This is a genomic window from Kribbella sp. NPDC050281, from assembly GCF_040655855.1.
In the GTDB taxonomy this organism is placed as follows: domain Bacteria; phylum Actinomycetota; class Actinomycetes; order Propionibacteriales; family Kribbellaceae; genus Kribbella.
Window position 1 is genome coordinate 74,843 of the sequence record NZ_JBFAKS010000010.1, and the last position, 22,037, is coordinate 96,879.

The 22,037-nt window shown below is 68.5% G+C and carries 20 protein-coding genes; 6 read left to right on the top strand and 14 right to left on the bottom strand.

Translation table 11 applies throughout. The annotated features are described in order from the left end of the window. Position 1: 1 nt before the first annotated feature. From cbiE to AB0I34_RS13270, 5 genes are all read right to left on the bottom strand, one after another. Positions 2-1,201, bottom strand: a complete 1,200-nt coding sequence (gene cbiE, locus AB0I34_RS13250; protein WP_360444299.1) for a precorrin-6y C5,15-methyltransferase (decarboxylating) subunit CbiE — start codon at positions 1,199-1,201, stop codon at positions 2-4. Then, complete coding sequence (locus AB0I34_RS13255; protein WP_360444302.1) at positions 1,191-1,580, bottom strand: TIGR03618 family F420-dependent PPOX class oxidoreductase; 390 nt, start codon at positions 1,578-1,580, stop codon at positions 1,191-1,193. The genes cbiE and AB0I34_RS13255 overlap by 11 nt, the downstream gene beginning before the upstream one ends. A 38-nt stretch (positions 1,581-1,618) precedes the next feature. Then, positions 1,619-1,924: a hypothetical protein gene (locus tag AB0I34_RS13260; RefSeq protein ID WP_360444305.1), complete on the bottom strand. Its 306-nt coding sequence runs from the start codon at positions 1,922-1,924 to the stop codon at positions 1,619-1,621. 121 nt (positions 1,925-2,045) lie between these two features. Then, positions 2,046-3,644, bottom strand: coding sequence for an ABC transporter permease (locus tag AB0I34_RS13265; RefSeq protein ID WP_360444308.1), 1,599 nt, complete (start codon positions 3,642-3,644; stop codon positions 2,046-2,048). Then, positions 3,641-4,555 carry an ABC transporter ATP-binding protein gene (locus AB0I34_RS13270; RefSeq protein ID WP_360444310.1) on the bottom strand — a complete coding sequence of 305 codons (915 nt, stop codon included), beginning with the start codon at positions 4,553-4,555 and terminating at the stop codon, positions 3,641-3,643. The genes AB0I34_RS13265 and AB0I34_RS13270 overlap by 4 nt, the downstream gene beginning before the upstream one ends. Before the next feature lie 97 nt (positions 4,556-4,652). Between AB0I34_RS13270 and AB0I34_RS13275 the strand changes: the two genes are divergently transcribed. Together AB0I34_RS13275 and AB0I34_RS13280 are read left to right on the top strand one after the other, a co-directional pair. After that, entirely contained in the window at positions 4,653-5,165 is a 513-nt protein-coding gene (locus AB0I34_RS13275) for a MarR family transcriptional regulator (protein ID WP_360444313.1), read from the top strand. A 193-nt stretch (positions 5,166-5,358) separates the two neighbouring features. Continuing rightward, positions 5,359-6,324, top strand: a complete 966-nt coding sequence (locus tag AB0I34_RS13280) for a type IV toxin-antitoxin system AbiEi family antitoxin domain-containing protein (protein ID WP_360444316.1) — start codon at positions 5,359-5,361, stop codon at positions 6,322-6,324. Between the two features lie 85 nt (positions 6,325-6,409). On the opposite strand, the gene AB0I34_RS13285 is transcribed toward AB0I34_RS13280, so the two are convergent. Further along, positions 6,410-8,269: an alpha/beta fold hydrolase gene (locus AB0I34_RS13285; RefSeq protein WP_360444319.1), complete on the bottom strand. Its 1,860-nt coding sequence runs from the start codon at positions 8,267-8,269 to the stop codon at positions 6,410-6,412. A 110-nt stretch (positions 8,270-8,379) separates the two neighbouring features. Then, positions 8,380-9,063 (bottom strand): NBR1-Ig-like domain-containing protein, encoded by a 684-nt coding sequence (locus tag AB0I34_RS13290; protein WP_360444322.1) that lies wholly within the window; start codon positions 9,061-9,063, stop codon positions 8,380-8,382. Positions 9,064-9,170: 107 nt separating this feature from the next. On the opposite strand from AB0I34_RS13290, the gene AB0I34_RS13295 reads away from it, so the two are divergent. Next, the gene (locus AB0I34_RS13295) at positions 9,171-9,866 is read left to right on the top strand and encodes a CHAP domain-containing protein (RefSeq protein ID WP_360444325.1); all 696 of its coding nucleotides are present in this window, start codon (positions 9,171-9,173) and stop codon (positions 9,864-9,866) included. A 37-nt stretch (positions 9,867-9,903) separates the two neighbouring features. Here AB0I34_RS13295 and AB0I34_RS13300 read toward each other — a convergent pair whose 3' ends face one another. Together AB0I34_RS13300 and AB0I34_RS13305 are read right to left on the bottom strand one after the other, a co-directional pair. Continuing rightward, positions 9,904-10,644, bottom strand: coding sequence for an alpha/beta hydrolase (locus tag AB0I34_RS13300; RefSeq protein ID WP_360444328.1), 741 nt, complete (start codon positions 10,642-10,644; stop codon positions 9,904-9,906). A 29-nt stretch (positions 10,645-10,673) separates the two neighbouring features. Further along, the gene (locus tag AB0I34_RS13305) at positions 10,674-11,720 is read right to left on the bottom strand and encodes a LacI family DNA-binding transcriptional regulator (protein ID WP_360444331.1); all 1,047 of its coding nucleotides are present in this window, start codon (positions 11,718-11,720) and stop codon (positions 10,674-10,676) included. A gap of 134 nt (positions 11,721-11,854) precedes the next feature. Here AB0I34_RS13305 and AB0I34_RS13310 point away from each other — a divergent pair, with 134 nt between their 5' ends. From AB0I34_RS13310 to AB0I34_RS13320, 3 genes are all read left to right on the top strand, one after another. Then, positions 11,855-12,757: a sugar ABC transporter permease gene (locus AB0I34_RS13310; protein ID WP_360444334.1), complete on the top strand. Its 903-nt coding sequence runs from the start codon at positions 11,855-11,857 to the stop codon at positions 12,755-12,757. Then, the gene (locus AB0I34_RS13315; RefSeq protein ID WP_360444337.1) at positions 12,738-13,646 is read left to right on the top strand and encodes a carbohydrate ABC transporter permease; all 909 of its coding nucleotides are present in this window, start codon (positions 12,738-12,740) and stop codon (positions 13,644-13,646) included. Before AB0I34_RS13310 ends, AB0I34_RS13315 begins: the two co-directional genes overlap by 20 nt. A 130-nt stretch (positions 13,647-13,776) precedes the next feature. Further along, complete coding sequence (locus AB0I34_RS13320) at positions 13,777-14,961, top strand: extracellular solute-binding protein (protein WP_360444339.1); 1,185 nt, start codon at positions 13,777-13,779, stop codon at positions 14,959-14,961. Positions 14,962-14,963: 2 nt separating this feature from the next. Here AB0I34_RS13320 and egtD read toward each other — a convergent pair whose 3' ends face one another. From egtD to AB0I34_RS13345, 5 genes are all read right to left on the bottom strand, one after another. Continuing rightward, positions 14,964-15,929, bottom strand: coding sequence for an L-histidine N(alpha)-methyltransferase (egtD, locus tag AB0I34_RS13325; protein WP_360444342.1), 966 nt, complete (start codon positions 15,927-15,929; stop codon positions 14,964-14,966). Continuing rightward, entirely contained in the window at positions 15,926-16,666 is a 741-nt protein-coding gene (gene egtC / locus AB0I34_RS13330) for an ergothioneine biosynthesis protein EgtC (protein WP_360444345.1), read from the bottom strand. The genes egtD and egtC overlap by 4 nt, the downstream gene beginning before the upstream one ends. After that, positions 16,666-18,003, bottom strand: coding sequence for an ergothioneine biosynthesis protein EgtB (egtB, locus tag AB0I34_RS13335; RefSeq protein WP_360444348.1), 1,338 nt, complete (start codon positions 18,001-18,003; stop codon positions 16,666-16,668). Before egtB ends, egtC begins: the two co-directional genes overlap by 1 nt. After that, on the bottom strand, positions 18,000-19,226 hold the full coding sequence (locus AB0I34_RS13340; RefSeq protein ID WP_360444351.1) for a glutamate-cysteine ligase family protein: 1,227 nt from the start codon (positions 19,224-19,226) through the stop codon (positions 18,000-18,002). The genes egtB and AB0I34_RS13340 overlap by 4 nt, the downstream gene beginning before the upstream one ends. 175 nt (positions 19,227-19,401) lie before the next feature. Continuing rightward, positions 19,402-22,014, bottom strand: coding sequence for a glycoside hydrolase domain-containing protein (locus tag AB0I34_RS13345; RefSeq protein WP_360444354.1), 2,613 nt, complete (start codon positions 22,012-22,014; stop codon positions 19,402-19,404). Between the last annotated feature and the right edge of the window lie 23 nt (positions 22,015-22,037).

Below are 22,037 nucleotides of genomic sequence, written 5' to 3' on the forward strand. Positions count from 1 at the left end.
GTCACTTGGTCACGCTCCAGATCGTCACGGGCATGGCGGGCCGCCAGCCGGTCATGGTTCCGATCGCGGAGGCGCGTTGTACGTCGAGCCGGACCAGGTCACCACCGAGCTCGCCGTACCACTGCGCGATCAGGGCCTCGGTCTCCAGCGTCACGCCGTTCAGCACGAGGCGTCCGCCGGGCCGGAGCGCATTCCAGCAGGCGTCGACCAGGCCCGGTGCCGTCGCTCCCCCGCCGATGAAGATCGCGTCCGGCGTCTCCAAACCGTCCAGGGCCGCGGGCGCTGCGCCGACCACTGTGGTGACGACTGCGCCGAGGTTCGCCACGTTGCGGTCGAGGCGCTTCGCCCGCTCGGGATCACGTTCGATCGCGATCGCCCGGCAGGCCGGGTGGTGGCGCGACCACTCGATCGCGATGCTTCCCGCACCGCCGCCCACGTCCCATAGCAACTGACCTGGCACCGGTGCGAGCCGCGACAACGTCACCGCCCGCACCTCGCGCTTCGTCAACTGTCCGTCGCTCTCGTACGCCTGATCCGGCAGCCCGGGCACAGTCGGCAGCAGCGCCGCGTCAGCACCGGCCTGGCACAGCACACCGATCACGTTGAGCGCGTCAACGTCGTACGACCACTCCAAGGCGGTCGCAGTCCGCACCCGCTCCGACGGTCCGCCGAGCTGCTCGAGCACAGTCAGCTCGCTCGCACCATAGCCGCGCTCGGAAAGCAGTGCGGCGACCTCAGCTGGCGTGTGAGCGCCCCAGCTCAGCACTAGCAGCCGACGCCCCGGCTGGACGTGCGGGTGCACGCGTTCGGTCGGGTGCCCGACCAGACTGACCACCTGTACCTGGTCCTGCGGCCACCCGAGCCGTGCACACGCCAGCGACACACTCGACGGATGCGGAATTACTCGTACGGCGTCCGCCCCCAGCAGCCGCGTCAGCGTCGTACCGATGCCGTGGAACGTCGGGTCACCGCTAGCCAGCACACAGATCGGCCGGCCGGCGTACTGCGACAGGAGCCCAGGCAAGGCCTCGGACAAGGGCGACGGCCACTTGACCCGTTCGGCATCCACGGAGGGCACGAGAGCGAGTTGCCGGGCGCTCCCCATCAGTACCTCGGCCGCCAGCACGGCCGACTGAGCCGCCGGGGCCAACCCGTCCCACCCGTCTGCGCCGACACCTACGACGATGACCTCAGCCGGCATTGCCCAGCACCTTCGTCACGGTGATCTCGATGACAACGCGGCGTGGGTTCACCCGCGGTTCGCGGTACCGCTTCGCATATCGGCGTACGGCGTCCTCCACCCGGTCCGGGTCGTCACTGACGACCGCCCGGCCCTCGAGCGTGGACCAATGGCGTCCATCCACCTGAGTCACCGCGACCGCGGCGCCCTCGGGCCCCGCCTTCCGGATGGTCCGGGCCTTGTGCGACGTACCGGAGCAGATCACCCGGGCCGTCCCCGTCTCCGGGTCCAGCGTCGCGCCCACCGGTGTCGCATGCACCGTGCCGTCCGCACGGACGGTACTCAGCACGCACAGGTGCCGCTCCGTCCAGAACCCGATCAGTCCCGCAGTCCATCGCACCCCGCGATCGTAGACAGCAGGCGCCGCGAGGTCAGTGATCAGGGGCTCACCGTCAAAGCCTTCGGGATGAACAGAGCCTCCCCGGACGTCGACGCGACCATCAGATCCCACGCCCCAGGTGCGGCCTTCGTCAGATCGACGGCCACCGTCGCCGCGGTGTGGTCGGCTGACACCGACGTCACCACCCCGGCCATCGGGAGCCGACCCCTTGCAGTGAACCGTACGACGTCCGTCGACTCGAGCAACTCGCCGTGCACCGTCAGCGTCCCCGTCGTCCCTGCCGCCGCCACCGCCGGCGTGATGCCGCTGAGCCCGAAGACAGCGACCGGAGTCACGCCGGCCACTGGCACAGCCTCGACCGGTCCGGCCGCGCAGGGCTGCCGGCTGACAGGCCGGCCCGCCCGGTGAGGCACCGGGCGGGCCGGAGGCGCTGGACCCCTCAGACCAGCGCAGTCATTGGGACGGTCAGCCCACGTCCCGGCGGCGGAAGGTGGCGAACCCTGTCCCCATGAGCGCTGCCGCGATCGCGGTCAGCCAGATGACCGGAGCGACGGAGAAGTCGCCGCCCGGCAGCCGTGGAGTGTGCCCGTAAGGGCTGAGGTTCATCACCGACTGGGGCAGGTCGAAGATGCTGCCGAACTGCCCGATCAGCAGGAAGATGCCGAACAGGACCCACGCACCCGTGACCAGCTTCGGAGCGAACCCGAACAGTACGACGACCAGTCCGGTGACCAGCCAGATCGCAGGCAACTGCACGGCGGCCGCAGCGAGCATGCGGGGCACCTGACGGCCCATGTTGCCCAGGGAAGCACCACTGGAGATGCCGGACCCGAGTCCTGCGACCAGGATCAGCACAGCGGTGCCGAACAGCGCCATCAGCACGTGGCTGCCGACCCACTGAGCGCGGCTGACACCAGTCGCGAGCAACGGCTCGGCCCGGAGCGCGGTCTCCTCCGACCGGAGCCGGAGCGCCGCCTGGATGCCGAAGGCCGAGGCGAGCAGACCGACCATCCCCATCTCGGTCGCCAGGAACGCGTCGGTGATGCCGTTGACGCCGCCGAGCTTCTCGACCATCTCCCGGGCACTGTCGCTGGTCACGAACCCGTCCACGTTGCTGGCGATGTTGCCCACCAGCAGCCCGAGCAGCAGGAACGCGAAACCCCAGCCGTACAAGGAACCGCGGTGCAGTCGCCAGGCCAGCGCCAGCGGCGACCGCAGCGACGGCGCAGCGGTGGCCGGTCCCGGCCGCGGACGCACCAGGCCCGCACCGACATCGCGGCGCCGGATCAACGCCATCGAGCAGGCCACCAGCAATGCCATGAAGGCCAGCGGCACCAAGACGACAACGAATCGGTCGCCCGCGTACGCGCGGATCTGCTGCGACCAGCCGATCGGCGACAACCATGACACCCACTCGGACTTGCCGTCGCTGGACGAGTCGCCGATCGCCCGCAGTACGTACGAGACACCCAGGACGATCCCGGTGAACCCGTTGGCGGTTCGGGCCCCCTCGGTCAGCTGCGCGGTCAGCGCACCCACACCGGCGAAGGATAGACCGGCGGACGCCCACAGCAGCCCGAACGCCAACGAACCCGACGCCGGCAAGCCGACGCCGATCAACGCCAGCGCGGACAACAGTCCGATCAGTACGACGGTCCCTGACGACACGATCAGCGCCGCGGCCAGAGCGGCGTACCGGCCGACGACTCCGGCGCTGAGCAGCTCGAGCCGACCGGCCTCCTCCTCGGTCCGGGTGTGCCGGACCACCAGCATCGCAGCGAGCAGCCCCACCAGTACGGCGCCGAACGCGGTCAGCTTGAACAGCGAGAGCTCCCCGAGCGAGGTCTCGTCGAAGATCCGGCCGTACAGCGAGACCAGGGCGGGCGAGGCGTTCGACGTACGCGCCGCCTCGATCCTGGACTGGACGTCCGGGTAGAGGTCGATGGAAGCCTGTGCGGACCCGGCCGCCGTGATGACGAACACCACGATCCACACCGGGATCAGGACGCGGTCCCGGCGCAGCGCGAGGCGCACCAGGGTGCCGGTACCGACGAAGTCGCTCATCGCAAGGCCGCCTCGGGCTCGGCCGCGACGTCGTCCTCGTAGTGGCGCAGGAACAGCTCCTCCAGCGTCGGCGGTTGCGCGACCAGGCTCTTGATCCCGCTCGCAGACAGCTGCCGCATCACCGCGTCGAGCTGTGCGGTGTCCACCTCGCAGCGGACCCGGTTGCCCTCGACATTGAGGTCGTGAACGCCGGGCAGCTGGGCCAAACCGTTCACCGCCCCGGCCAGTTCGGCCTGGATCGACGTACGGGTCAGGTGCCGCAGCTCCGACAGCGTGCCGGTCTCGACCACCTTGCCGCGGCGGATGATGCTGATCCGGTCACACAGGGCCTCGACCTCGGAGAGGATGTGGCTCGACAGCAGCACGGTGCGGTCGTGCTGGCGCGCCTCCTCGATGCACTGCCGGAACACCTCCTCCATCAGCGGGTCCAGGCCGGACGTCGGCTCGTCCAGGATCAGCAGCTCGACGTCCGACGCCAGCGCCGCGACCAGTGCGACCTTCTGCCGGTCGCCCTTGGAGTAGGTGCGGCCCTTCTTGGTCGGGTCGAGGTCGAACCGGCGCAGCAGGTCGTCCCGCTTCTTGGGGTCCAGCCCGCCGCGGAGCCGGCCGAGCAGGTCGATCACCTCGCCGCCGGTCAGGTTCGGCCACAGGTTGACGTCACCGGGGACGTACGCCAGCCGCCGGTGCAGCTTCGCCGCGTCGTGCCATGGGTCGCCCCCGAGCAGCGAGACGTCACCCTCGTCACCGCGCAGCAGACCGAGCAGCACCCGGATGGTCGTGGACTTCCCCGCGCCGTTCGGTCCGAGGAATCCGTGCACCTCACCGGTCGCGACGTCCAGGTCGAGACCGTCGAGGGCGTGCGTACTGCCGTACGACTTGTGCAGTCCTGAGACCACGATGGCTGATGTCATGATTCATAACGTACACTTCATTCAGAAGATTGTGAATCTTACTAACGCGTCTCTCACGCGTCAGGTTTTTGGGTCACGTAGAGGGGATGATGGGGCGGTGAGTGCACAACGAGACGACGAAGCCGTCAGGCGGTACGCCGAACAGTTCGGCAACCTGCTGGCCGACACGGGCTGGCCGCGGATGGCGGCCCGGGTCTTCGCCGCCATCCTGTCCAGCGAGGAGGGCCGCTTGACGGCGGCCGAGCTGTCCGACCAACTCCAGGCCAGTCCGGCCGCGGTGTCCGGCGCGGTCAACTACCTGCTCCAGCTCCGCCTGGCCAACCGGGAGCGTGAGCCCGGCAGCAGACGCGACGTCTACGTGGTCCAGGACGACTTCTGGTACCAGAGCATGATGAGTCAGGACCAGGCGCTGGCCCGTTGGTCCGACTCGCTCCACCACGTCCTCGACGCCGCCGGCGAAGGCACCGCGGCCCACCGCCGCGTACGCGCCTCCCTGGCCTTCATCGATTTCATCGAGGAAGAAGTCAAAGGCCTCAGCGAACGCTGGTTCAAACGCAAAGCCGAGATCGACGCCGACCTAGACGCCCAATACGGCCCCCGCGACACCTGATCCCACCCGCCGTCCCCCGCCCCGGCGCCGTACCCGCCGTACCCCAGCCGGGGGCTTGAACCGGAAGTCGGGGGCTTCCACAGGCTATTTCCTGTTCAAGGCCACGGGGTGGCGTGCAGGGTCCCCGGACATGGCTGTCCACAAGTGCGGATCTGTGCGCCGCGGACGGGTGATTCGACGGCATGTTGCCGGTATGAACCCCAAGTTGAGTGTGCTGACCGCCGCCCGCCGCGGCTGGTTCACCCGGACCGACGCGATGGACGCCGGCTATTCCGACAGCGAGCTCCGGCGACGCCTCCGCGCCGGACACTGGACCCGCCTGTCCCGTGACGCGTACGCCGAACCTGCCGGCTGGCCAACCGGCGAGCCCCCGTGGGACAGGGCCAGGCGACTGCACCTGTTGAGGACGCGGGCCGTGGTCGAGCGGATGGGCGGCGCAGCGGTAGTCAGCCATCAATCCGCGGCCGTGTTGCATGGGCTTCCGAGCTGGGGTCTGGATCTGACCAAGGTCCACGTGACGAAGCCGAGCGGGCGCCAACGGTCGGAGGCGATCGCGGAAGTTCACCGTTCACGATTCGAACCGGGCGAGATCACCATGGTCGACGGCCTCCAGGTTGTCACGGCTGCCCGCGCGATCACCGAAACCACCTGCGTCTCGTCGTACGAGGTGGGAATTGTGCTGGGGGATGCGGCCCTTCATCAGCAGCTCGTGACAACGGAGGCACTGGTGACGATGGCGAACCGGCACAAGTACTGGAGTGGTGCGCCGGCGGCGTGCGCGGCTGCTCGGTTTGCCGACGGGCTGAGCGAGTCGGTCGGGGAGTCGCGACTGCGGGTCCTGATGGCGAACCACGGTCTGCCGGCGCCAAGGCTTCAAGCGGAGATTCATGATGCGACCGGGCGACTGGTCGGCCGAGTCGACTTTCTGGTGGGCGCCCGGCTGATCGTCGAGTTCGATGGCGCGGAGAAGTACGGCGAGACGGCCGATGCGATGCTGGCGGAGAAGTGGCGTGAGGACCGGCTGCGCGCCTGCGGGTATGGCGTCGTGCGGATGAGTTGGGGCGACCTGGATCAGCCGAAAGCTACCGCCGATCGCATCCGCTGGGCCCTCGGCCACCTGCCCGGCTTGGGGCCTGCGGACAGGATCCGGTGGCCTTGAACAGGACACTCCCTGTTCAAGGCCACCGGTTCTTGTGTTCGCCACCGGCTATCGCGCTATGCCAACGCCAACGCGGAGCGCGCCGCTACCGGAGGGTGGTGGTGGCTACTGTGTCTAGGGCTCGTTGGAGGAGGGGGTTGACTGTGTGGCGGGACTTCGAGTTGGGCAGGTGTACGGCGTTGCCGTCGACCGGGCCGTTGACCGGGTAGACCGACAGTTCGGCCGGTAGTGGGCTGGTGCCGCAGACCTGGTCCTTGCCGGGCAGTTCGCCACTGAAGACGAATCTGTCGCCGATCGCCTCCGCGCAGGCTGACGCGGAGCCGACGTACTGACCGTGCTGGCCCTCGTCGTCGATGGCGACGAACCGGGTCACCTTCGAGGTGTCCTTGTGTGTGCGCAGCGCACCTTCGTACGCCGTCGCCGGGTCGACCTCACCCTGGATCATCAGGATCCGTGGCGAACCGGTCAGGTCGAGCTTGCGGTCCTGCGGCTTGTACGGCCAGAAGGCGCAGAACGGTACGCCGTTCATGTAGCCGAAGAAGGTGTACTTCTTCGCCATCCGGTCGGCCTCGCGCAGGTAGAAGTTCGGGTCCTTGTTCCACGCGGTGTCGTTGCAGCGGACCGTCGTACCGATCGGGCCGAGGTTGACGGTGGCGTCGCCGGAGGACTTGGCCGCGGCCGCTCGGGCGTCGGCCAGGATCGACCGGGTCGAGTCGATCGGCACGGCCGAGTCGGTGCCCGCCGCGGCCGGCGTCACGCCGTACCGGGCCCGGATCGCGGCGAGGCTGTCGAACGCCTGCAGCTCCGGGGAGAGCCGGGCCCACGCCTTGTCCACGTGCCGCAGCTCGATCTCACCCGACGCCGACGGGTCCTTGACGTACTCGTCGTGCACCAGGATGTCGACCGTCGCCCGGATGAACCGGACGTTGCCGTAGATGGTGCTGTAGATGGTCCCGTCGAGGTTGTCGCCGCGGACGTTGCTGGTGCCGGCCTTGACCAGCTTCACCAGGTCGGCACGGACCTGGTTGTACTTCGCCGTCACCTGTTTCGGTGTGGCCCCGAGTCCCTGGATCTGGTCGGCGTGCCGGGCGATCCACGGGAAGAACTGGGTGTCGCGCCGGCGCTGGCCGGAGAACGGGTCGAAGTTCACGTTGTCCCACTGGGTGTGGGTCCAGTCCATGTTCGAGTCGATCACGAACCGGCCGACCCGCGACGGGTAGGTGTCGGCGTACCAGCCGCCGAGCCAGGTGCCGTAGCTGTAGCCGATGAGGTTCAGCTGGCGTGCGTTGAACAGCGCGCGCAGGAACTCCATGTCGTACACGGTCTGCTGGCTGCTGACGAACTGACCGAACTCCGTCGACGAGCACGCCTCGGCGTACAGCTTCGCCTCGGCCACCTCGGTCTTGTGGGTCTGCCGGGTGCGCTCCTTGTAGTCGGGCGTGGTCGGCAGCGCGTTCAGCTTGTCGGTCGTGGTCAGGCACTGCAGGGGCGTGCTCTGGCCGAAGCCGCGCGGGTCGAAGCCGAGCAGGTCGAAGTCAGTGAACAGCTGGGTCTTGTCGATGGCCAGCGAGGCCGACAGCGTCAGCCCGGCGCCACCCGGTCCCCCGGGGTTGGTGGTCATCAGGCCCTTCGACGTACTGGTGGCCTGGCTGTAGGCGATGGCGACCTGGACGTCGGGGTGCGCGTCCGGGTGGGCCCAGTCCATCGGGACCGTCACCTTGGCGCAGTTGGTTGTGGGTGCCTGCGGGTACAACGCCTTCACCGCGGCATCGAACGAGCACACCGACCACTGGATCTGCTGGTCGAGGTACTTCTGTGGGATGGATGGGACCGGCGGATCCACCGGACCCCTGGCCGGGCGGGCTGCCGAGGCCGAGCTGATGGCCAGCTGGGGCACGACCAGTGCCACAGCGAGGGCCAGAGCGATCTTGTGGAATCTGATCACGCTGCAACTCCTGTTGTCCGGGCGGGTTCAGGAGACAGCAACGTATGCCGGACCGGGCGGTCCTGAATACCCGTCAACGCAAGGTCAAGGGCATTCCCTAGCACTGAACACTAGAGCTCGTACACAGTGAAGATCGTGCAGTACATCGGTGGTGACTCCAGTCCGGGGTAGTACAGACGCCCTGCGTCATCGGTGATCTTGAAGTACGCCGTCGACGCGCCGACCTGGGACGGGGCCTGCAACCGCATCGTCACCGTCACGGTCTCCCCCGGTACGGCGTCCGGCAGCCGCTCGCGCTGCGGCGATCGCAGCCAGCCCGGCGCCCCGGCGGCGCCCTGTCTGGTCAGCCAGCGATCGCGCCACGACCGCTCTCCGCTGTTCCGGATCTCCCAAGCCTTCTCGAACGCCTGGTCCCGGCACACTCGCGTCCCGTCCGGCACCGTCTCACCCACCAACTCGGCCCGGTCCTCCGGATGGTGGTCGACCGGCACCGATCCGCCCAGCAGCACCGGCTGGACATGCCGCCGGATGTCCCGCTGGGACATATCGCGGCCGGCCCGAACCGCGGCATCCAGCTCCACCAGCTGGTTCACCAGGGCCTGGCCGGCACCGAACGAGGCGTCGTACCACTCGATCAGCTCGCGGCTGGGTTTGGTGTGGCCACGCTCGACCCGGGACAGGTGGCCCTTGTCCCAGCCGGACAGTACGGCGGCCCGCGACAGCGGAACGCCGGCGGCCTCCCGGAGCTCGCGCATCCGGCAGCCGATCACAAAGCGAGCCTGGGCTGGCCTCACACCGCACTCCCCGGTCAATCGTTGCCCACTGCGACAACACCGTAACCCTCTGATTCTCTGTAAATCAGTGTCAGTTCGCCACTCTCCGAGCGAAAGGACCACCGCCCATGCGTACCGCCCTTCTGCGCATCACCGCCCGCCTCGCCGCCACTGCCCTGCTCGGCGGAGCGGCCGTCTTCAGCGTCGGCGTCCTGCCGGCCAGCGCCGCCACCGGCACCGTCGTCACCGACAGCGGCCTCGGCGTGACCATCCGGTCCGGCAACGCCGTCAGCTTCGGCTCGGTCGGCACCCAGCCGAACGGCTCCGTCGAGATCGACTGCCAGCTCTACGGCGAGCCGGTGACCGGCAAGTTCGGCCGCAGCCTGATCTGGGACCACGTGCCCGGCAAGGGCTACATCTCCGACGCCTACGTGAACACCGGCAGCTCCGGCCTGGTCGCCCCGCTGTGCTCCACCAACCCGCGCGCGGACAAGGCGATTGCCTGGTACGTCGCCCACAACGGCTCGACCGCCTACCAGGGGTACTGCGAACTGGCGGCCGAGACGTCCTACGGCAAGTCCGGCATCTGGGGCTCGGCCAAGATCGACTGGAACGACGCCGTGGCCCGCGGCGTCGCGCATCGCGGTGACCTGAACCCGCCGAAGGGCGCACTGGTCTTCTGGGACCTCGCGGCGCCGTACGGCCACGTCGGTGTGGCCCGAGGGGACGGCTACTTCTGGGCTACCAGCGTCAACGGCAAGATCGGCCTGGCGAAGCTGCCGTACTTCTCCAGCTACCTCGGCTGGGCCTGGCCGAACTTCTGACCCTTCTCACCCGAGCACCCGGACGCGCGCCCGCCCCTCACGCGTCCGGGTGCTCCTCCATGCGCCGGACCCAGTCCGAGACCAGCGCGTGGTACAGCCCGTTCCGCCGGACCGGCAGGTCGTGATCCTCCTGGTCGAGTACGGCGTACGTCGCGCGCGGGTAGTCCTCGACGACGGACCAGGCATCGGCGTACCCGGTCATCGTGTCCTGGCGGCCGGTGACGATCAGGGTGGGCCGCTCGAACCGGGCCACGGGGTCCTCGCGCAGCGCGTACCTGCTGACGTCGCTCTGGATGTGACCCAGGAACTCCAGGTCGGCCTGCTGCTCGGCGGGGTCGTAGTACCTGTCCTGCTTGTCCTGCCACGCGGCGACGAAGGCCTCCGAGCGGAGCAGGAACTGATCGGTCGGCAGCGTGCGCTTGGTCCGGTCGACCACGACGCCGGGGACGCGCAGCAGCAATCCGAGGATGCGGGCCGGATCCCGCTTGACGAGGCCGCGGGCGTGCAGACCGCCGGCCGACGTACCGGCCAGCGCGAACCTCTCACCGCCGACCAGGTCCTCGATCGTGGCCGCGATGGCGTCGAGCATGCCGTCCTGGTCGGTGATCGACGGGACCGATGGCGTCTTGCCCGTGCCGGGCGGGTCGACGTAGATCCGTCGCCATCCCGGATGCTCCTCGAACACCGGCTCGTGCACGTCACGGCCCTCGCCGTTGGCGCCACCCCAGCCAGGCAGGAACACGATCGGGCGGCCCTCGCCTAAGGACTCGTAGTACATGCAACCGACCCTAGTCGGGCGGCTGAAGGTCAGCGAGGCCTTCTGTTGCCGGCAGAATCCGGTGAGCGTTCACCGGAGCCGCGCTGGATCAGGGCGCAGGGCAGCACGATCCGCTGGGGTGGCCGTCGGTCGGCGCCCGAGGCGCGGTCGAGCAGCAGGCGGGCCGCGCTCCGGCCGAGTTCGGCGATGTCGGAGGCAACGACTGTCACCGGGGTCGGCAGCATGTCCGCCAGCCGGAAGTCGTCGAAGCCGACCACCGCCGGCTCCCGGCCGAGTTCGCGCAGGGCCCGCAGTACGCCCTCGGTGAGGAAGTTGGTCGAGGCAAAGATCGCGGTCGGCGGATCGGCGCGGAGCATCACCTCGCGGGTCGCCTTCTCGGCGGCCTCGGCGTTGCCCTCGGGCAACTGGATGACGAGGGACTCGTCGACGTCGGCCTCAACCTCACGGTGCGCCCGCCGGTACCCCCGCAGCCGCCGGCCGGTGGTGTAGTACGACGGCGCGAGCAGGATCGCGATCCGCCGATGCCCCTGCGCCAGCAGGTGAGCGGCGGCGAGCCGGCCGCCCCCCTCGTTGTCGACCATCACGATGTCGGCATCGAGGCCGGTGGCCGGCCGGTCGACGAACACCACCGGTACGCCGGCGCCGGCCAGGAACGAGTGGTCGCCCTGGTCCGGCACGATCATCAGCCCGGCGACCTGACGGCTGACCAGCTCCTGGATCGCCCGCTTCTCGCCCTCCGGATCCTCGTCGACGCTGCCCAGTACGACGGCGAAGCCGGACTGCCCGGCGACCTCCAGCGACGCCTTCGCGATGCTCGCGAAGAACGGGTTGGTCAGGTCGCCCAGCACCAGCGCGAGACTCGACGACTTCTTCCCCGGCCGGAGCGCCCGGGCGACCTCGTTGCGCTGGAAACCGAGCTCGTCGATCGCCTTCCGGACCCGGTGCGCGGTCTCGTCCCGCACCCCGTGCCCGCCGTTGACCACCCGCGACACAGTGCCCAGGCCGACCCCCGCCCGACGGGCGACGTCGATCATCGTCGGCCGGCTGGCCTCGGGCGGTGGAAACGTTTCGGGCACGGTGTTGACTTCCTGTTCACGACACGGCATCGTCACCCAACAGTAAGTCCTTGGAAACGTTACCGTCCAGGAGGCCGAATGAGTCTTTCCGCGAGCCCAGCGAGGCGAGAGTGAGCCGGGCCTCCCGCGGTGGCATGAGTCGCAACGCCGGGTCCGACGTCAAGGCGGCGTACCTGTTCATCGCGCCGGCGATCATCGGCTTCACCGTCTTCGTGGTGTATCCGCTGGTCCGCTCGTTCTACCTCGCGCTGACCAAGTACAACGGCCTGACCGATCCGATCTTCGTTGGCCTGGGCAACTTCCGCCGGTTGTTCACGGTCGACCCGGCGTTCTGGCCGTCGCTGCGCGCGACCGGGTATCTGGTCCTGCTCTACGTGCCGTTGTCGCTGGTCCTCGGGCTGGCGCTGGCGATGTTCTGCAACCAGCGGTTCGCAGGTGTGCGCGTCGTCAGGACCCTCGCTTACCTGCCCGTCGTGCTCCCGGCGATCGCGACGATCACGTTGTGGAAGTTCATCCTGGACCCGCAGGTCGGTCTGCTGAACACGGTCCTGGATCGACTGGGCCTGCCGACCAGTCTGTGGTTGCAGAGCCCGAGCATGTCGATGCCCGCGGTCGTGCTGGTGATGCTGTGGGGTGTCGGCGGCACGATGATCATCTTCCTGGCCGCGTTGCAGGCCGTGCCGAACGAGTTGTACGAGGCGGCCCGGGTGGACGGCGCCGGGTCGTGGTCGGTGTTCTTCCGGATCACCATGCCGATGATCAGCCCGATCATGTTGCTGCAGGTGATCCTGCAGACCACGGCCGCACTGCAGACGTTCAACCAGCCGAAGATCCTCACCAACGGCGGACCCGGCTTCAGCACCAACGTCCTGATGCTGTCGATCTACAAGAACGGCTTCCCCAACCTCGGCCAGATCCCGCAGCTCGGCTACGCGTCGGCGCAGGTGTGGGTGCTGTTCGTGCTCATCATCGCCGTGATCGCCCTGACCGCGAAGTTCTCCTCGCTATGGACCTACAGTGACAACACTCCAGACTGAAGCCGCCGAGGGCACGGTCCTGACCCGGACCACGCACTCCCCCAAGAAACCCCGCCTGATCGGTACGACGTCCTGGTACGTCGTCGCGCTGTTCATCAGCGCGGTCATGGTCGTCCCGCTGCTGTGGATGATCACCATCGGCCTGAAGAGCCGGACCGCGGTGTTCGACATCCCGCCGAAGCTGCTGCCGCACGAGTTCACCTGGAGCAACTTCGTCAACGGGCCGGACGCGATCCACTTCCCGCGACTCCTGCTGAACTCGACCATCATCACCGCCTTCAGCGTGCTCGGTGGCGTGATGACCGCGATGATGGCCGGCTACGCGCTGGCCCGGCTGCGCTTCCCCGGCCGCAAGGTGTGGTTCTACCTGTTCGTCGGGAGCATGCTGCTGCCCGGTGTGGTCGGGCTGATCCCGTTGTTCCAGCTGTACAAGAGCATCGGCTGGTACGACACCTGGCTGCCGCTGATCGTGCCGGCCTTCCTCGGCGGGAACCCGTTGTTCATCTTCCTGGCCCGGCAGTACTTCCTGGCCATCCCGTACTCCATCGACGAGGCGGCGAAGATCGACGGCGCCGGGCACTTCCGGATCTTCACCAGTGTGATGCTCCCGCTGACCCGGCCGGCCTGGATCACGATGGCGATCCTGGCCTTCCAGGCGTCCTGGAACGACTTCCTCAACCCGTTGGTCTACCTGTACTCGTCGAACAAGTGGCCGCTGTCGGTCGGGATGGCGTCGTTCATCTCGCCGTTCGCCGGGAAGACGCCGGACTGGAGCTACTACATGGCCACCAACCTGCTCTACATGCTGCCGCCACTGATCGTCTTCTTCGCCGCGCAGCGCTACTTCATCCAGGGCCTCGGCTCGCTCGGCAGCACGACCCAGAAATAGAGGGGATCCTCCTGTGAAACGCACCTTCCTGGTAACCAGCCTGGCCTGTGCCGGTTTGCTGACGGCAACGGCCTGCAGCGGATCGGACTCCGGCGGCGGGTCGAGCGACGGACCGGTCACCGTGACCGTGATGACGTGGGAATCGGCCCAGACCAACGCCGCGATCAAGAAGGCACTGGCCGACTTCAAGGACGACAACATCACCGTCCAGCTGCTCGACACCCCGGCCGGCAACTTCGGCGACAAGCTCGCCTCGCTGACCCAGGCGAAGAAGCTACCGGACCTGTTCTGGTGCGGCAACGACACCGAGCAGCAGTACACCTCGCAAGGCCTGCTGGTCGACTGGACCGACAAGATCAAGGACGGCGACGGCGACTTCAAGTCCGACCAGTTCGTGCCGTCCGCGATGGAGAACTGGAAGACCGCCGACGGCCAGATGGGCGGCCTGCCGTCGCTGATGAACACCTACGGCGTCTGGTACAACGCCGACGCCTTCACCGCCGCCGGCGTACCGGTGCCGAAGGCCGGCTGGACCTGGGACGAGATGTACGCCGCGGCCGCGAAGCTGGCGAACAAGAACGGCGCGAAGTACGGGCTCGTGGCCGACCAGCTCACCTCCCTGGACGGTCCGTTCACGATGAGCATGTACTCCGTCTCGGCCGGCGGCGCACCGTTCACCGACAACGTGAACCACCCGACCAAGGCCGAAGCGGACGCCAAGTTCACCGAGGGTGTGCAGAAGCTCGTCGACGCGATCAAGAGTGGCTCGGTCTCCCCACCCGGGTACGACGCCGCGAACGTGCAGTCGCTGTTCTCCGCGGGCAAGGTGCCGATGATGTTCGGCGGGCAGTGGCTGGCGGCCGGGTTCCAGACCGACAAGCCGAAGGTGAAGTACGGGTTCGCGCCGTTCCCGCAGGTCGACGCCCCGGCGACCCTGTACGACTCGGTCGGCATCTGCACGCCGCAGTACACGAAGAACCAGGACGCGACGTTCAAGGTGCTGGAGTACATCAACACCAAGGTGTGGGACGCCGTTCTCCCGGCTTCTCCGGTCGCGCCCCCGGCATACACCCCGGCGCAGACCAGCTACTTCGACGCGTTGACCAAGGCACAGCAGTCGACCGTTGTCGACACGGTCAAGGCCGACCTGGCCGCGGAGAAGACGGTCGGCGTCCGGTTCACCACGCAGTGGGCGCAGCAGGTCGGCGACCTGACCACGGCGAACTACCAGCCGATCCTCAGCGGCAAGAAGCCGGTGTCCGAGCTGCCGGCGTACATCGACAAGATCAACGGGCTGATCAAGTCGGCTGGCTGACCTCAGACGGCCTGCCAGAGCGACAGGGCGAAGCGGGCTTCGGAGTCGGTCCACCACGCGGCCGACGCGAAGCCCGCTGTGTCCAGTTCGGCCTCGACACCGTGGCGGTGGAACTTCGCGGAGATCTCGGTGTGGAGCACCTCCCCCTCGGCGAAGTCGACCTCGAGGTGGACCTCCGGGATCAGCACCCGCATCGCGCGGTCGGCCCGCAGACGCATCTCGATCCACTCGTTCTCGGCGTCCCAGATCGCCACGTGGCTGAACGCCTCCACGTCGAAGTCCGCGCCCAGCTGCCGGTTGATCACTCGCAGAACGTTCCGGTTGAACTCCGCGGTGACGCCCGCGCTGTCGTCGTACGCCGCGACCAGCGTGGCCGGATCCTTCACCAGGTCGGTGCCGAGCAGCAGCCACTCGCCTGGCTCGAGCACCTCGCGGATCGACGCGTAGAACGTCGCGCGCTCGCTCGGCAGCAGGTTGCCGATGGTGCCGCCGAGGAACGCGACCATCCGTGGCGGGTCGCCCGGCAGCTTGTCGAGATGCGCGGTGAAGTCGCCGACAACGCCATGCACCTCGAGCGCCGGGTAGTCCACGTTGATCGCGTCCGCCGCGTCCCGGAGCGCGGACTCCGACACGTCCAGCGGTACGAACGTCGTCAGCGTGCCCCGGTCGCGCAGTCCGTCCAGCAGCAGCCGGGTCTTCTCCGACGATCCGGATCCGAGCTCGACCAGGGTGTGCGCCTTGGTGATGGCCGCGATCTCGCCGGCCCGGGCCCGCAGGATCTCCCGCTCGGCGCGGGTCGGGTAGTACTCCGGCAACCGGGTGATCTGCTCGAACAGGTCGCTGCCGCGGGCGTCGTAGAACCACTTCGGGGGCAGCCACTTCGGGTCGGCGGTCAGCCCGGCCCGGACGTCCTCTCGCAGCGCGCGGCCGGCGTAGTCCGGGGTCAGATGTACGTCGATCGGGGTCACTCTGGTCCTTCCATCGGCGTGATACTCAGCGTCGTGGCGGTGGCCACGAGCAACGAGCGGTCCGGTACTTCGTCCCAGTCGCCGGCCCCGAACCGCTCGGAGGCGACCGTGGTGGAGTCTGCGGTGCGCTGCACCCAGAGCGAATGCGTCCAGGAGGTGGCGACGATCTGCTCGCCATCGGTCAGCAGCACATTCAGCCGCGACCCAGGCGCCGCCGCCTCCACATCCTGTACGACGGAAGAGACGGCATCAGCTGCCGGTGCATCCTTCAAGCGGTTGCCGATGAGTGCCCACAGCAACTGGGAGTCGACCGGCGCCTCCAGCCGGAGCAGATCGGCGACCGGGAGCGTCTCGGCCAGTTTGAGGGTCGACTCCGGCCATCCCGGGATCCGGCCGTTGTGGCTGAACAGCCAGTGCCCGGTCTGGAACGGCGCGACCACGGCTTCGCCGTACGGCATGCCCACTGTCCCGTCGCGGACGGCCGCCAGTACGGCGCCGGACCGGACCGAGCCTGCCAGCCCAGGCAGGTTCTCGTCGGTCCAGATCGGCACATTCCGCCGATAGCGCACCGGTCGGCCGTCGACGTACCACCCGAGGCCGAAGCCGTCGGCGTTGACCGTGCCGCCTCCGCGCATGTCGTGCGGGGACCAGCTCTGCTCGTACAGGGAGTGGGTGGGGTCGAGGACCAGGGAGGCCGGCGTGACCGGTGGGCCGACATAGGCCAGGTGGCGGCACATCAGCCGTGCAGCTCCTCGGGCCGGGGGTCGCGGGCACACCGGAAGCCGGCGAAGATCTGCCGCCGGATCGGGTAGTCCCAGTTCCGGAACGTGCCTCGGGCAACGACCTCGTCAGTGCCGAACGAGCCGCCGCGGAGCACCTTGTAGTCCGGGCCGAAGAAGACCAGCGAGTACTCGTCGTACGGCCAGGCGCGGAAGCCCGGGTACGGCCGGAAGTCGCTGGACGTCCACTCCCAGACGTCGCCGATCAGCTGCTCGACGCCGAGCGGAGACGCGCCCGCCGGATACGCACCGACCGGCGCCGGCGCGAGGTGGCGCTGACCCAGGTTCGCGTGGTGCGGACCGGGGCTGTCGTCGCCCCACGGGAAGCGCCTGGTCCGCCCGGTCGCCGGGTCGAACCGCGCCGCGAACTCCCACTCCTCCTCGGTCGGCAGCCGCTTCCCGGCCCACTTCGCGTACGCCTCGGCCTCGTAGAAGCAGACGTGCATCACCGGCTCGTCCAGCGGCAGCAACTCACGGTTGCCGAACCGCGTCCGCCACCACACGCCGTCGACCTGCTCCCAGAACCGCGGTGCGACCAGCGACGCCTTCTGCACGTGCGCCCAGCCAGCCTCGGACCACCACTGCGGATCCTGGTAGCCGCCGCCGATCACGAACCGCAGGTAGTCCTCGTTCGTCACCGGTGCGGTGTCGATCACGTACGACGCGACCTGGACGGCGTGCGCCGGTCGCTCGTTGTCGAGCGCCCACGGCTCGACCGACGTACCCATCTCGAACACTCCGCCGGGCACCAGCACCTCAGGTGCGGCGAGCCGGCGTCCGATGGGTGGCGCCGGTGCATCGAGCACCGGGACCCCGATGCGGAGCTGGTGTGTCGCCAGCATCGTCTCGTCGTGCTGCTGCTCGTGTTGCGCGATCATCCCGAAGGCGAACGCGTTGTCGACCAGCTCACGCCCGCCGTCGAACTTCACGTGGTCGAGTACGTCCATCACCTTGTCCCGCACCTCGGTCACGTACGACCGGGTCTCGGCCGGGCCGAGCAGCGGCAGCGTCGGCCGGTCCGCGCGCGGGTGCATGAACGCGTCGTACAGCTCGTCGATGTCCTGCCGCAGCGGCTCGCGGCCGCCGACGTCGCGGACCAGCCAGAGCTCCTCCTGATTGCCGACGTGGGCGTAGTCCCAGACCAGCGGCGACATCAGTCTGGAGTGCTGCTTGACCAGATCGTCGGTGTCGACGGCATCGGTGAGGTGGACCGTCCGCGCCCGGGACCGCTCGAGCTGCTCGGCGACGAACGCGCGCAAGCCCTCGGGAGACAGTTCGGACAGTTGGTGATTCATGAAGCTCGCCTTCCGTGGGTTTCGTCGACGATGCGATGCAGCCGGGTCGCGACTTCATCGATGAGTTCGGTGTCCGCACCGGTCCGGTCCAGCACCCTGGCTCCCAGCTCGACCACGTCCTCCGCGGCCTGCCGGACCAGCTTGTCCTCCAGCCCTTCCCGGGCCGCCTCGAGCCAGCGTCCGGCCGCTGGCTCGGCAGCAGCGAGTACGTCGCCGAGCACGGCCGGGTCGGACATCAGTGCGGTGAGCAGCAGGGTCGGGGCGATCCACCCGTCCCCCGGCTGCGCGTCGAGGTAGCGCACCTCCAGATACCCACGCGCCCGGACCGGCGGGAACAGCGTGGACAAGTGATACGCCAGGTCGTCGTACGTCGGTTGGTCGCCGGGCAATTCGCCATCCGCCCATGCGCCGAAGGTCAGTCCGCGGGGCGCATCCCAGCGGTCGCCGCGGCGGAAGCACAGCACCGGCGCCTCCATCGCCATCCGAGCCCACGCGGCAGCCGGGTCGCCGTCGAGCGATGGCGGCTCGGTGAACGGGGCGTAGGTGCCGAAGGTGGCCTCGGTCCGCGCCGACGCCCAGCCGGTGTCGCTGCCGGCGCGGCGGCGGGAGTTGGCGAACAGCGCGACCAGCGCCGGACCGAGATCGTGCAGGGCGCGCCAGCGCAGAGCGGTCTGATCCGCTTCGCCCGCGTCGAGGCAGATCTGCAGGCCCGCTGTACTGCACATCATCCGGGGGCCGTGTGGCCCGAGTCGTTGGAAGGCGCGTTCCATCGCCGCGTAGCGCGGGACGGTGAGGATGCGGCGGGGGGTGCGGTGGGCGTCCAGGCCGTGGTCGCCCGGGACGAGGTCCGCGGTGCGAAGGAGCGCTGTCAGTTCGGCCGCGTCGGCGGCGGTGTCGTCGATCAGCCCGGCGACCGAGGCCGCGGCGGGACAGGAGATCTCGACCTGGCCACCGGGCTCCACAGTGACCAGAGCGCCCCGGCCGAGCGGCAGTTGCGGGCTGCCGGGGACCAGGGTCGCGGGCGCATGCGCGCCCAGGGCAGTGCGTAATCGGTCGGCGTCGAGGGGCCGGCGCGGATCTTCCGCATGATGCACGGTCCATTCGAGTTCGACGCCGTGCAACCGCGGCGGACCGTGCTTGAAACAGACCATCGCGACGAACCCCTCCGCTTCGGCCCGGGAGCCGATCGGAGTCGTCGCCGGAGTACCACCGGGCGAGGTCACGTCAGCGAACCTAACGCCGGACCTGCGGCCGGACAACCGACGGCGGGTTACCCGTCGGTGACGCCTGCAGCGCATCTCGAGTCATGCCCGCGATGCTGCCCGGCGCCACCGACAATTTCCGGGCCCGATCAATCCGGGGCGTGCAGGTTCGCTCTCAGCGAAATCGGCACGATGGTCAGCTCGGGCCTGGGTAACCGGCGCCGTACGCCTCGATCTCGTCGACGAACATGCCGGTGTTGCGGTCGTTGGTCCGCTTCTTGTCGAATGTGACCCGTACCCAGCGGGCGGCGGCCGGCGTGAACGACAGGTCGTACCAGACGTTCGAGGCGCCGTTCACGGCCGTCACCTGACCTCGGTCGGTGAAGTGCACTCCGTCTTCACTGGTGGCCACGGTGATCTTGTCCGGGCGGTAGTCGGGGTACTCCTCGTATGCGTGTACCCGCACGGTCCCGACCGCCTGCGGACGGCCGAGGTCGATGGTGACGACCGGCTGCACACTGTCGCCGACGTTCAGCAGCTCGTAGCCGAAGCTCTTGCCGTCGCCCCAGTCGTCACCGATCACACCGTCGGTCGCCTCGGTCTTGGCCGCATCCGGGAAGCGACTGGACGGATCGGTCCGCTCGTACGGCTTCCCCGCTGCGAGGTTCTGCTGGTGCAGCTGGTTGCCCGCGACCTGGAGGTCCAGCAGCTGGTACGGCGCCGTATCGCCGCTGGAGCCGGTCGCCTCGATCCGGATGTACTTCGCCTTGGCGTTCAGCCCGATGAAGTCGGTGCCACCGTCACCTGTCCCCAGACCGGCCTCGGCCCACTTGGTCCCGTTGGCCGAGACCAGCACGCGGTACTTGTTCGCGTAGGTGCTCCCCCAGCGCAGCCGCACGCCGTCCACCTGCGCCTGGCGGCCGAGGTCCACCTGCATCCAGTTGGTGCCGCTGCCACTCGCCGGCTGCCACGCAGTGGAGCCGTTGCCGTCCACCGCCTTCGCAGCGTTGCCGCTGGAAGCGGTAGCCGGCTTCCGATGCGCCAGGTCGTTGGCTACGACCGGCTTCCCGGCTGCAGCGTCCAGCGCGATCGCCCGGATCCGTTGCATGTAGGAGACATCCGGCGAGTACTTGTCACTCCGCTGCACCACGCTGGTCGCCAGGTCGTGCGCCAGCCCCGGGTTGGTCTTGCCGAGCTTGTTGAAGACCTCCCAGTCCTCCATGCCGTCCCGCAGCGACTCGTACCGTGGTGACGCCTCGATCGTGTTGTGTGCCTTGTCCGGGCGGACGATGTACCCGTCGCCCTTCACGTCCTGGTCGTCCATCGCGTACTGCCAGTTGCCGTAGGCCCAGTGCAGGTAGCCGGTCGCTCCACGGCCGTAGGCGAGCCACATGGTCTGCCGCTGGCTCCACTCAGGCTGGTCGATGAACCTGTTCAGGTGGTTGCCGACCGGGATGTTGCAGTTGTAGAACCACAACGGCTTGCCTTTGGCCTTCTCCGCGTCGTACGGCGCCGGGTTCCCGGTGTAGGTGTGCAGGTTGGGGATCACGATGTCCTCGGCCTTGGCCACACTCGGCGCCAGCTGGTTCACGATCGCGTCGCCGATCTTCACGTCCGGCCAGTACTGCCGCAGCTTGCTCGCCACACCGAACCAGCCGGGGTCACCACCAGCGCCCGGCTCGTCGCCGACATGCATCCAGAACATGTCCTTCCAGCCCTTGTCGGCCAGGTGCTCGCGCAGCGCCGGGTAGAACTGCTTGTACCAGTTCTCCGCCTCCGGGGTGTCCCACCAGACGTAGTCCGGGACCTGCCGCCCGGTCTCCTTCGGCGTCACCTCGACCAGGTACCGCGGCCACTGGCTGTTGTGCTCCGCGTTCTGCGGCCCGGCGCCGGTGAAGCCCTCGAGCCGGTTCACCACGCCCTTGTCCAGGAACCGCTGCACGACCTCGTCGAAGCGGCTGAAGTTGAAGCTGTAGTTGCCAGCGGCATCGACCTTGCTACCGCCGTCGGTGAGCAGGTTGAGCAGCGGCAACTGCAGGTTGTTCTGCCGGTACCGCTTCATCGTGTCGGCCCAGTTGTCGATCAACTGCCACCACTGCGGCGAGTATCGATCGTGCCCGTAGAAGAGCTTGACCGTGTCACCCTTGCCGGGGTCGTACGACGTCAGCCCGAGGAAGTTCGTCCACATCACGTTGGTGAACTCGCTCTGGTTCGCCGGCGGGATCACCACGTTGCGCGCGTTGACCGCGATCGGCACGTGCAGATCGCCGTTCGTGGTCCGCACCGTGGCCTGGCCCCGGTAGACGCCGCCGTCCGCGGTCGCGGGCACGTGGACACGGACCCACAGCGACTGCGTCTGGCCCGCCGGTACAGCGATGCTCGTCTCGTTCAGCAGCCGGTCCGGGAAGTCGCCCGGGGCCTGCCGTGTCGTCGGCACGACGAACTGGTTGCCGCCGAACACCGAGTTGTGGTTGAGGTACTCGTACCCGACCGGGTTGTAGCTGAGCTCGCTCGCCGCGATCGCGTCCGACGGCCCGGTCAGCGCCGTGAAGTCGACCTTGTTCACCGTGAACGCCACCGGCCCGCGCACCACGATCTGCGCTGCCTCGTAGTCGTTCTTGGCCGTGTCGAGCCGGATGTCGTCGCGGGCCTCCGGCGATCGCCCACTGTCCTTGAAGACGGAGTTGTACGCCGTCTCGGTCCAGACGCCGGGCTTCACGCCGGCCGCCTCTCGTGCCTGTGCCACCGGCACGAACGCTGCCGAAGTCACCAGGAGTCCGCCTGCCACCACCGCATGTGTCCACCGCATGCCGAACAGCCAACGCGCGGAAC

Coding starts and splice junctions, on each gene's coding strand:
- cbiE (WP_360444299.1), bottom strand. CDS start 1,201: ATGCCGGCTGAGGTCATCGTCGTAGGTGTCGGCGCAGACGGGTGGGAC.
- AB0I34_RS13310 (WP_360444334.1), top strand. CDS start 11,855: ATGAGTCGCAACGCCGGGTCCGACGTCAAGGCGGCGTACCTGTTCATC.
- egtC (WP_360444345.1), bottom strand. CDS start 16,666: ATGTGCCGCCACCTGGCCTATGTCGGCCCACCGGTCACGCCGGCCTCC.
- AB0I34_RS13270 (WP_360444310.1), bottom strand. CDS start 4,555: ATGACATCAGCCATCGTGGTCTCAGGACTGCACAAGTCGTACGGCAGT.
- AB0I34_RS13280 (WP_360444316.1), top strand. CDS start 5,359: ATGAACCCCAAGTTGAGTGTGCTGACCGCCGCCCGCCGCGGCTGGTTC.
- AB0I34_RS13345 (WP_360444354.1), bottom strand. CDS start 22,014: ATGCGGTGGACACATGCGGTGGTGGCAGGCGGACTCCTGGTGACTTCG.
- AB0I34_RS13300 (WP_360444328.1), bottom strand. CDS start 10,644: ATGTACTACGAGTCCTTAGGCGAGGGCCGCCCGATCGTGTTCCTGCCT.
- AB0I34_RS13265 (WP_360444308.1), bottom strand. CDS start 3,644: ATGAGCGACTTCGTCGGTACCGGCACCCTGGTGCGCCTCGCGCTGCGC.
- egtB (WP_360444348.1), bottom strand. CDS start 18,003: ATGAATCACCAACTGTCCGAACTGTCTCCCGAGGGCTTGCGCGCGTTC.
- AB0I34_RS13295 (WP_360444325.1), top strand. CDS start 9,171: ATGCGTACCGCCCTTCTGCGCATCACCGCCCGCCTCGCCGCCACTGCC.
- AB0I34_RS13320 (WP_360444339.1), top strand. CDS start 13,777: ATGACGTGGGAATCGGCCCAGACCAACGCCGCGATCAAGAAGGCACTG.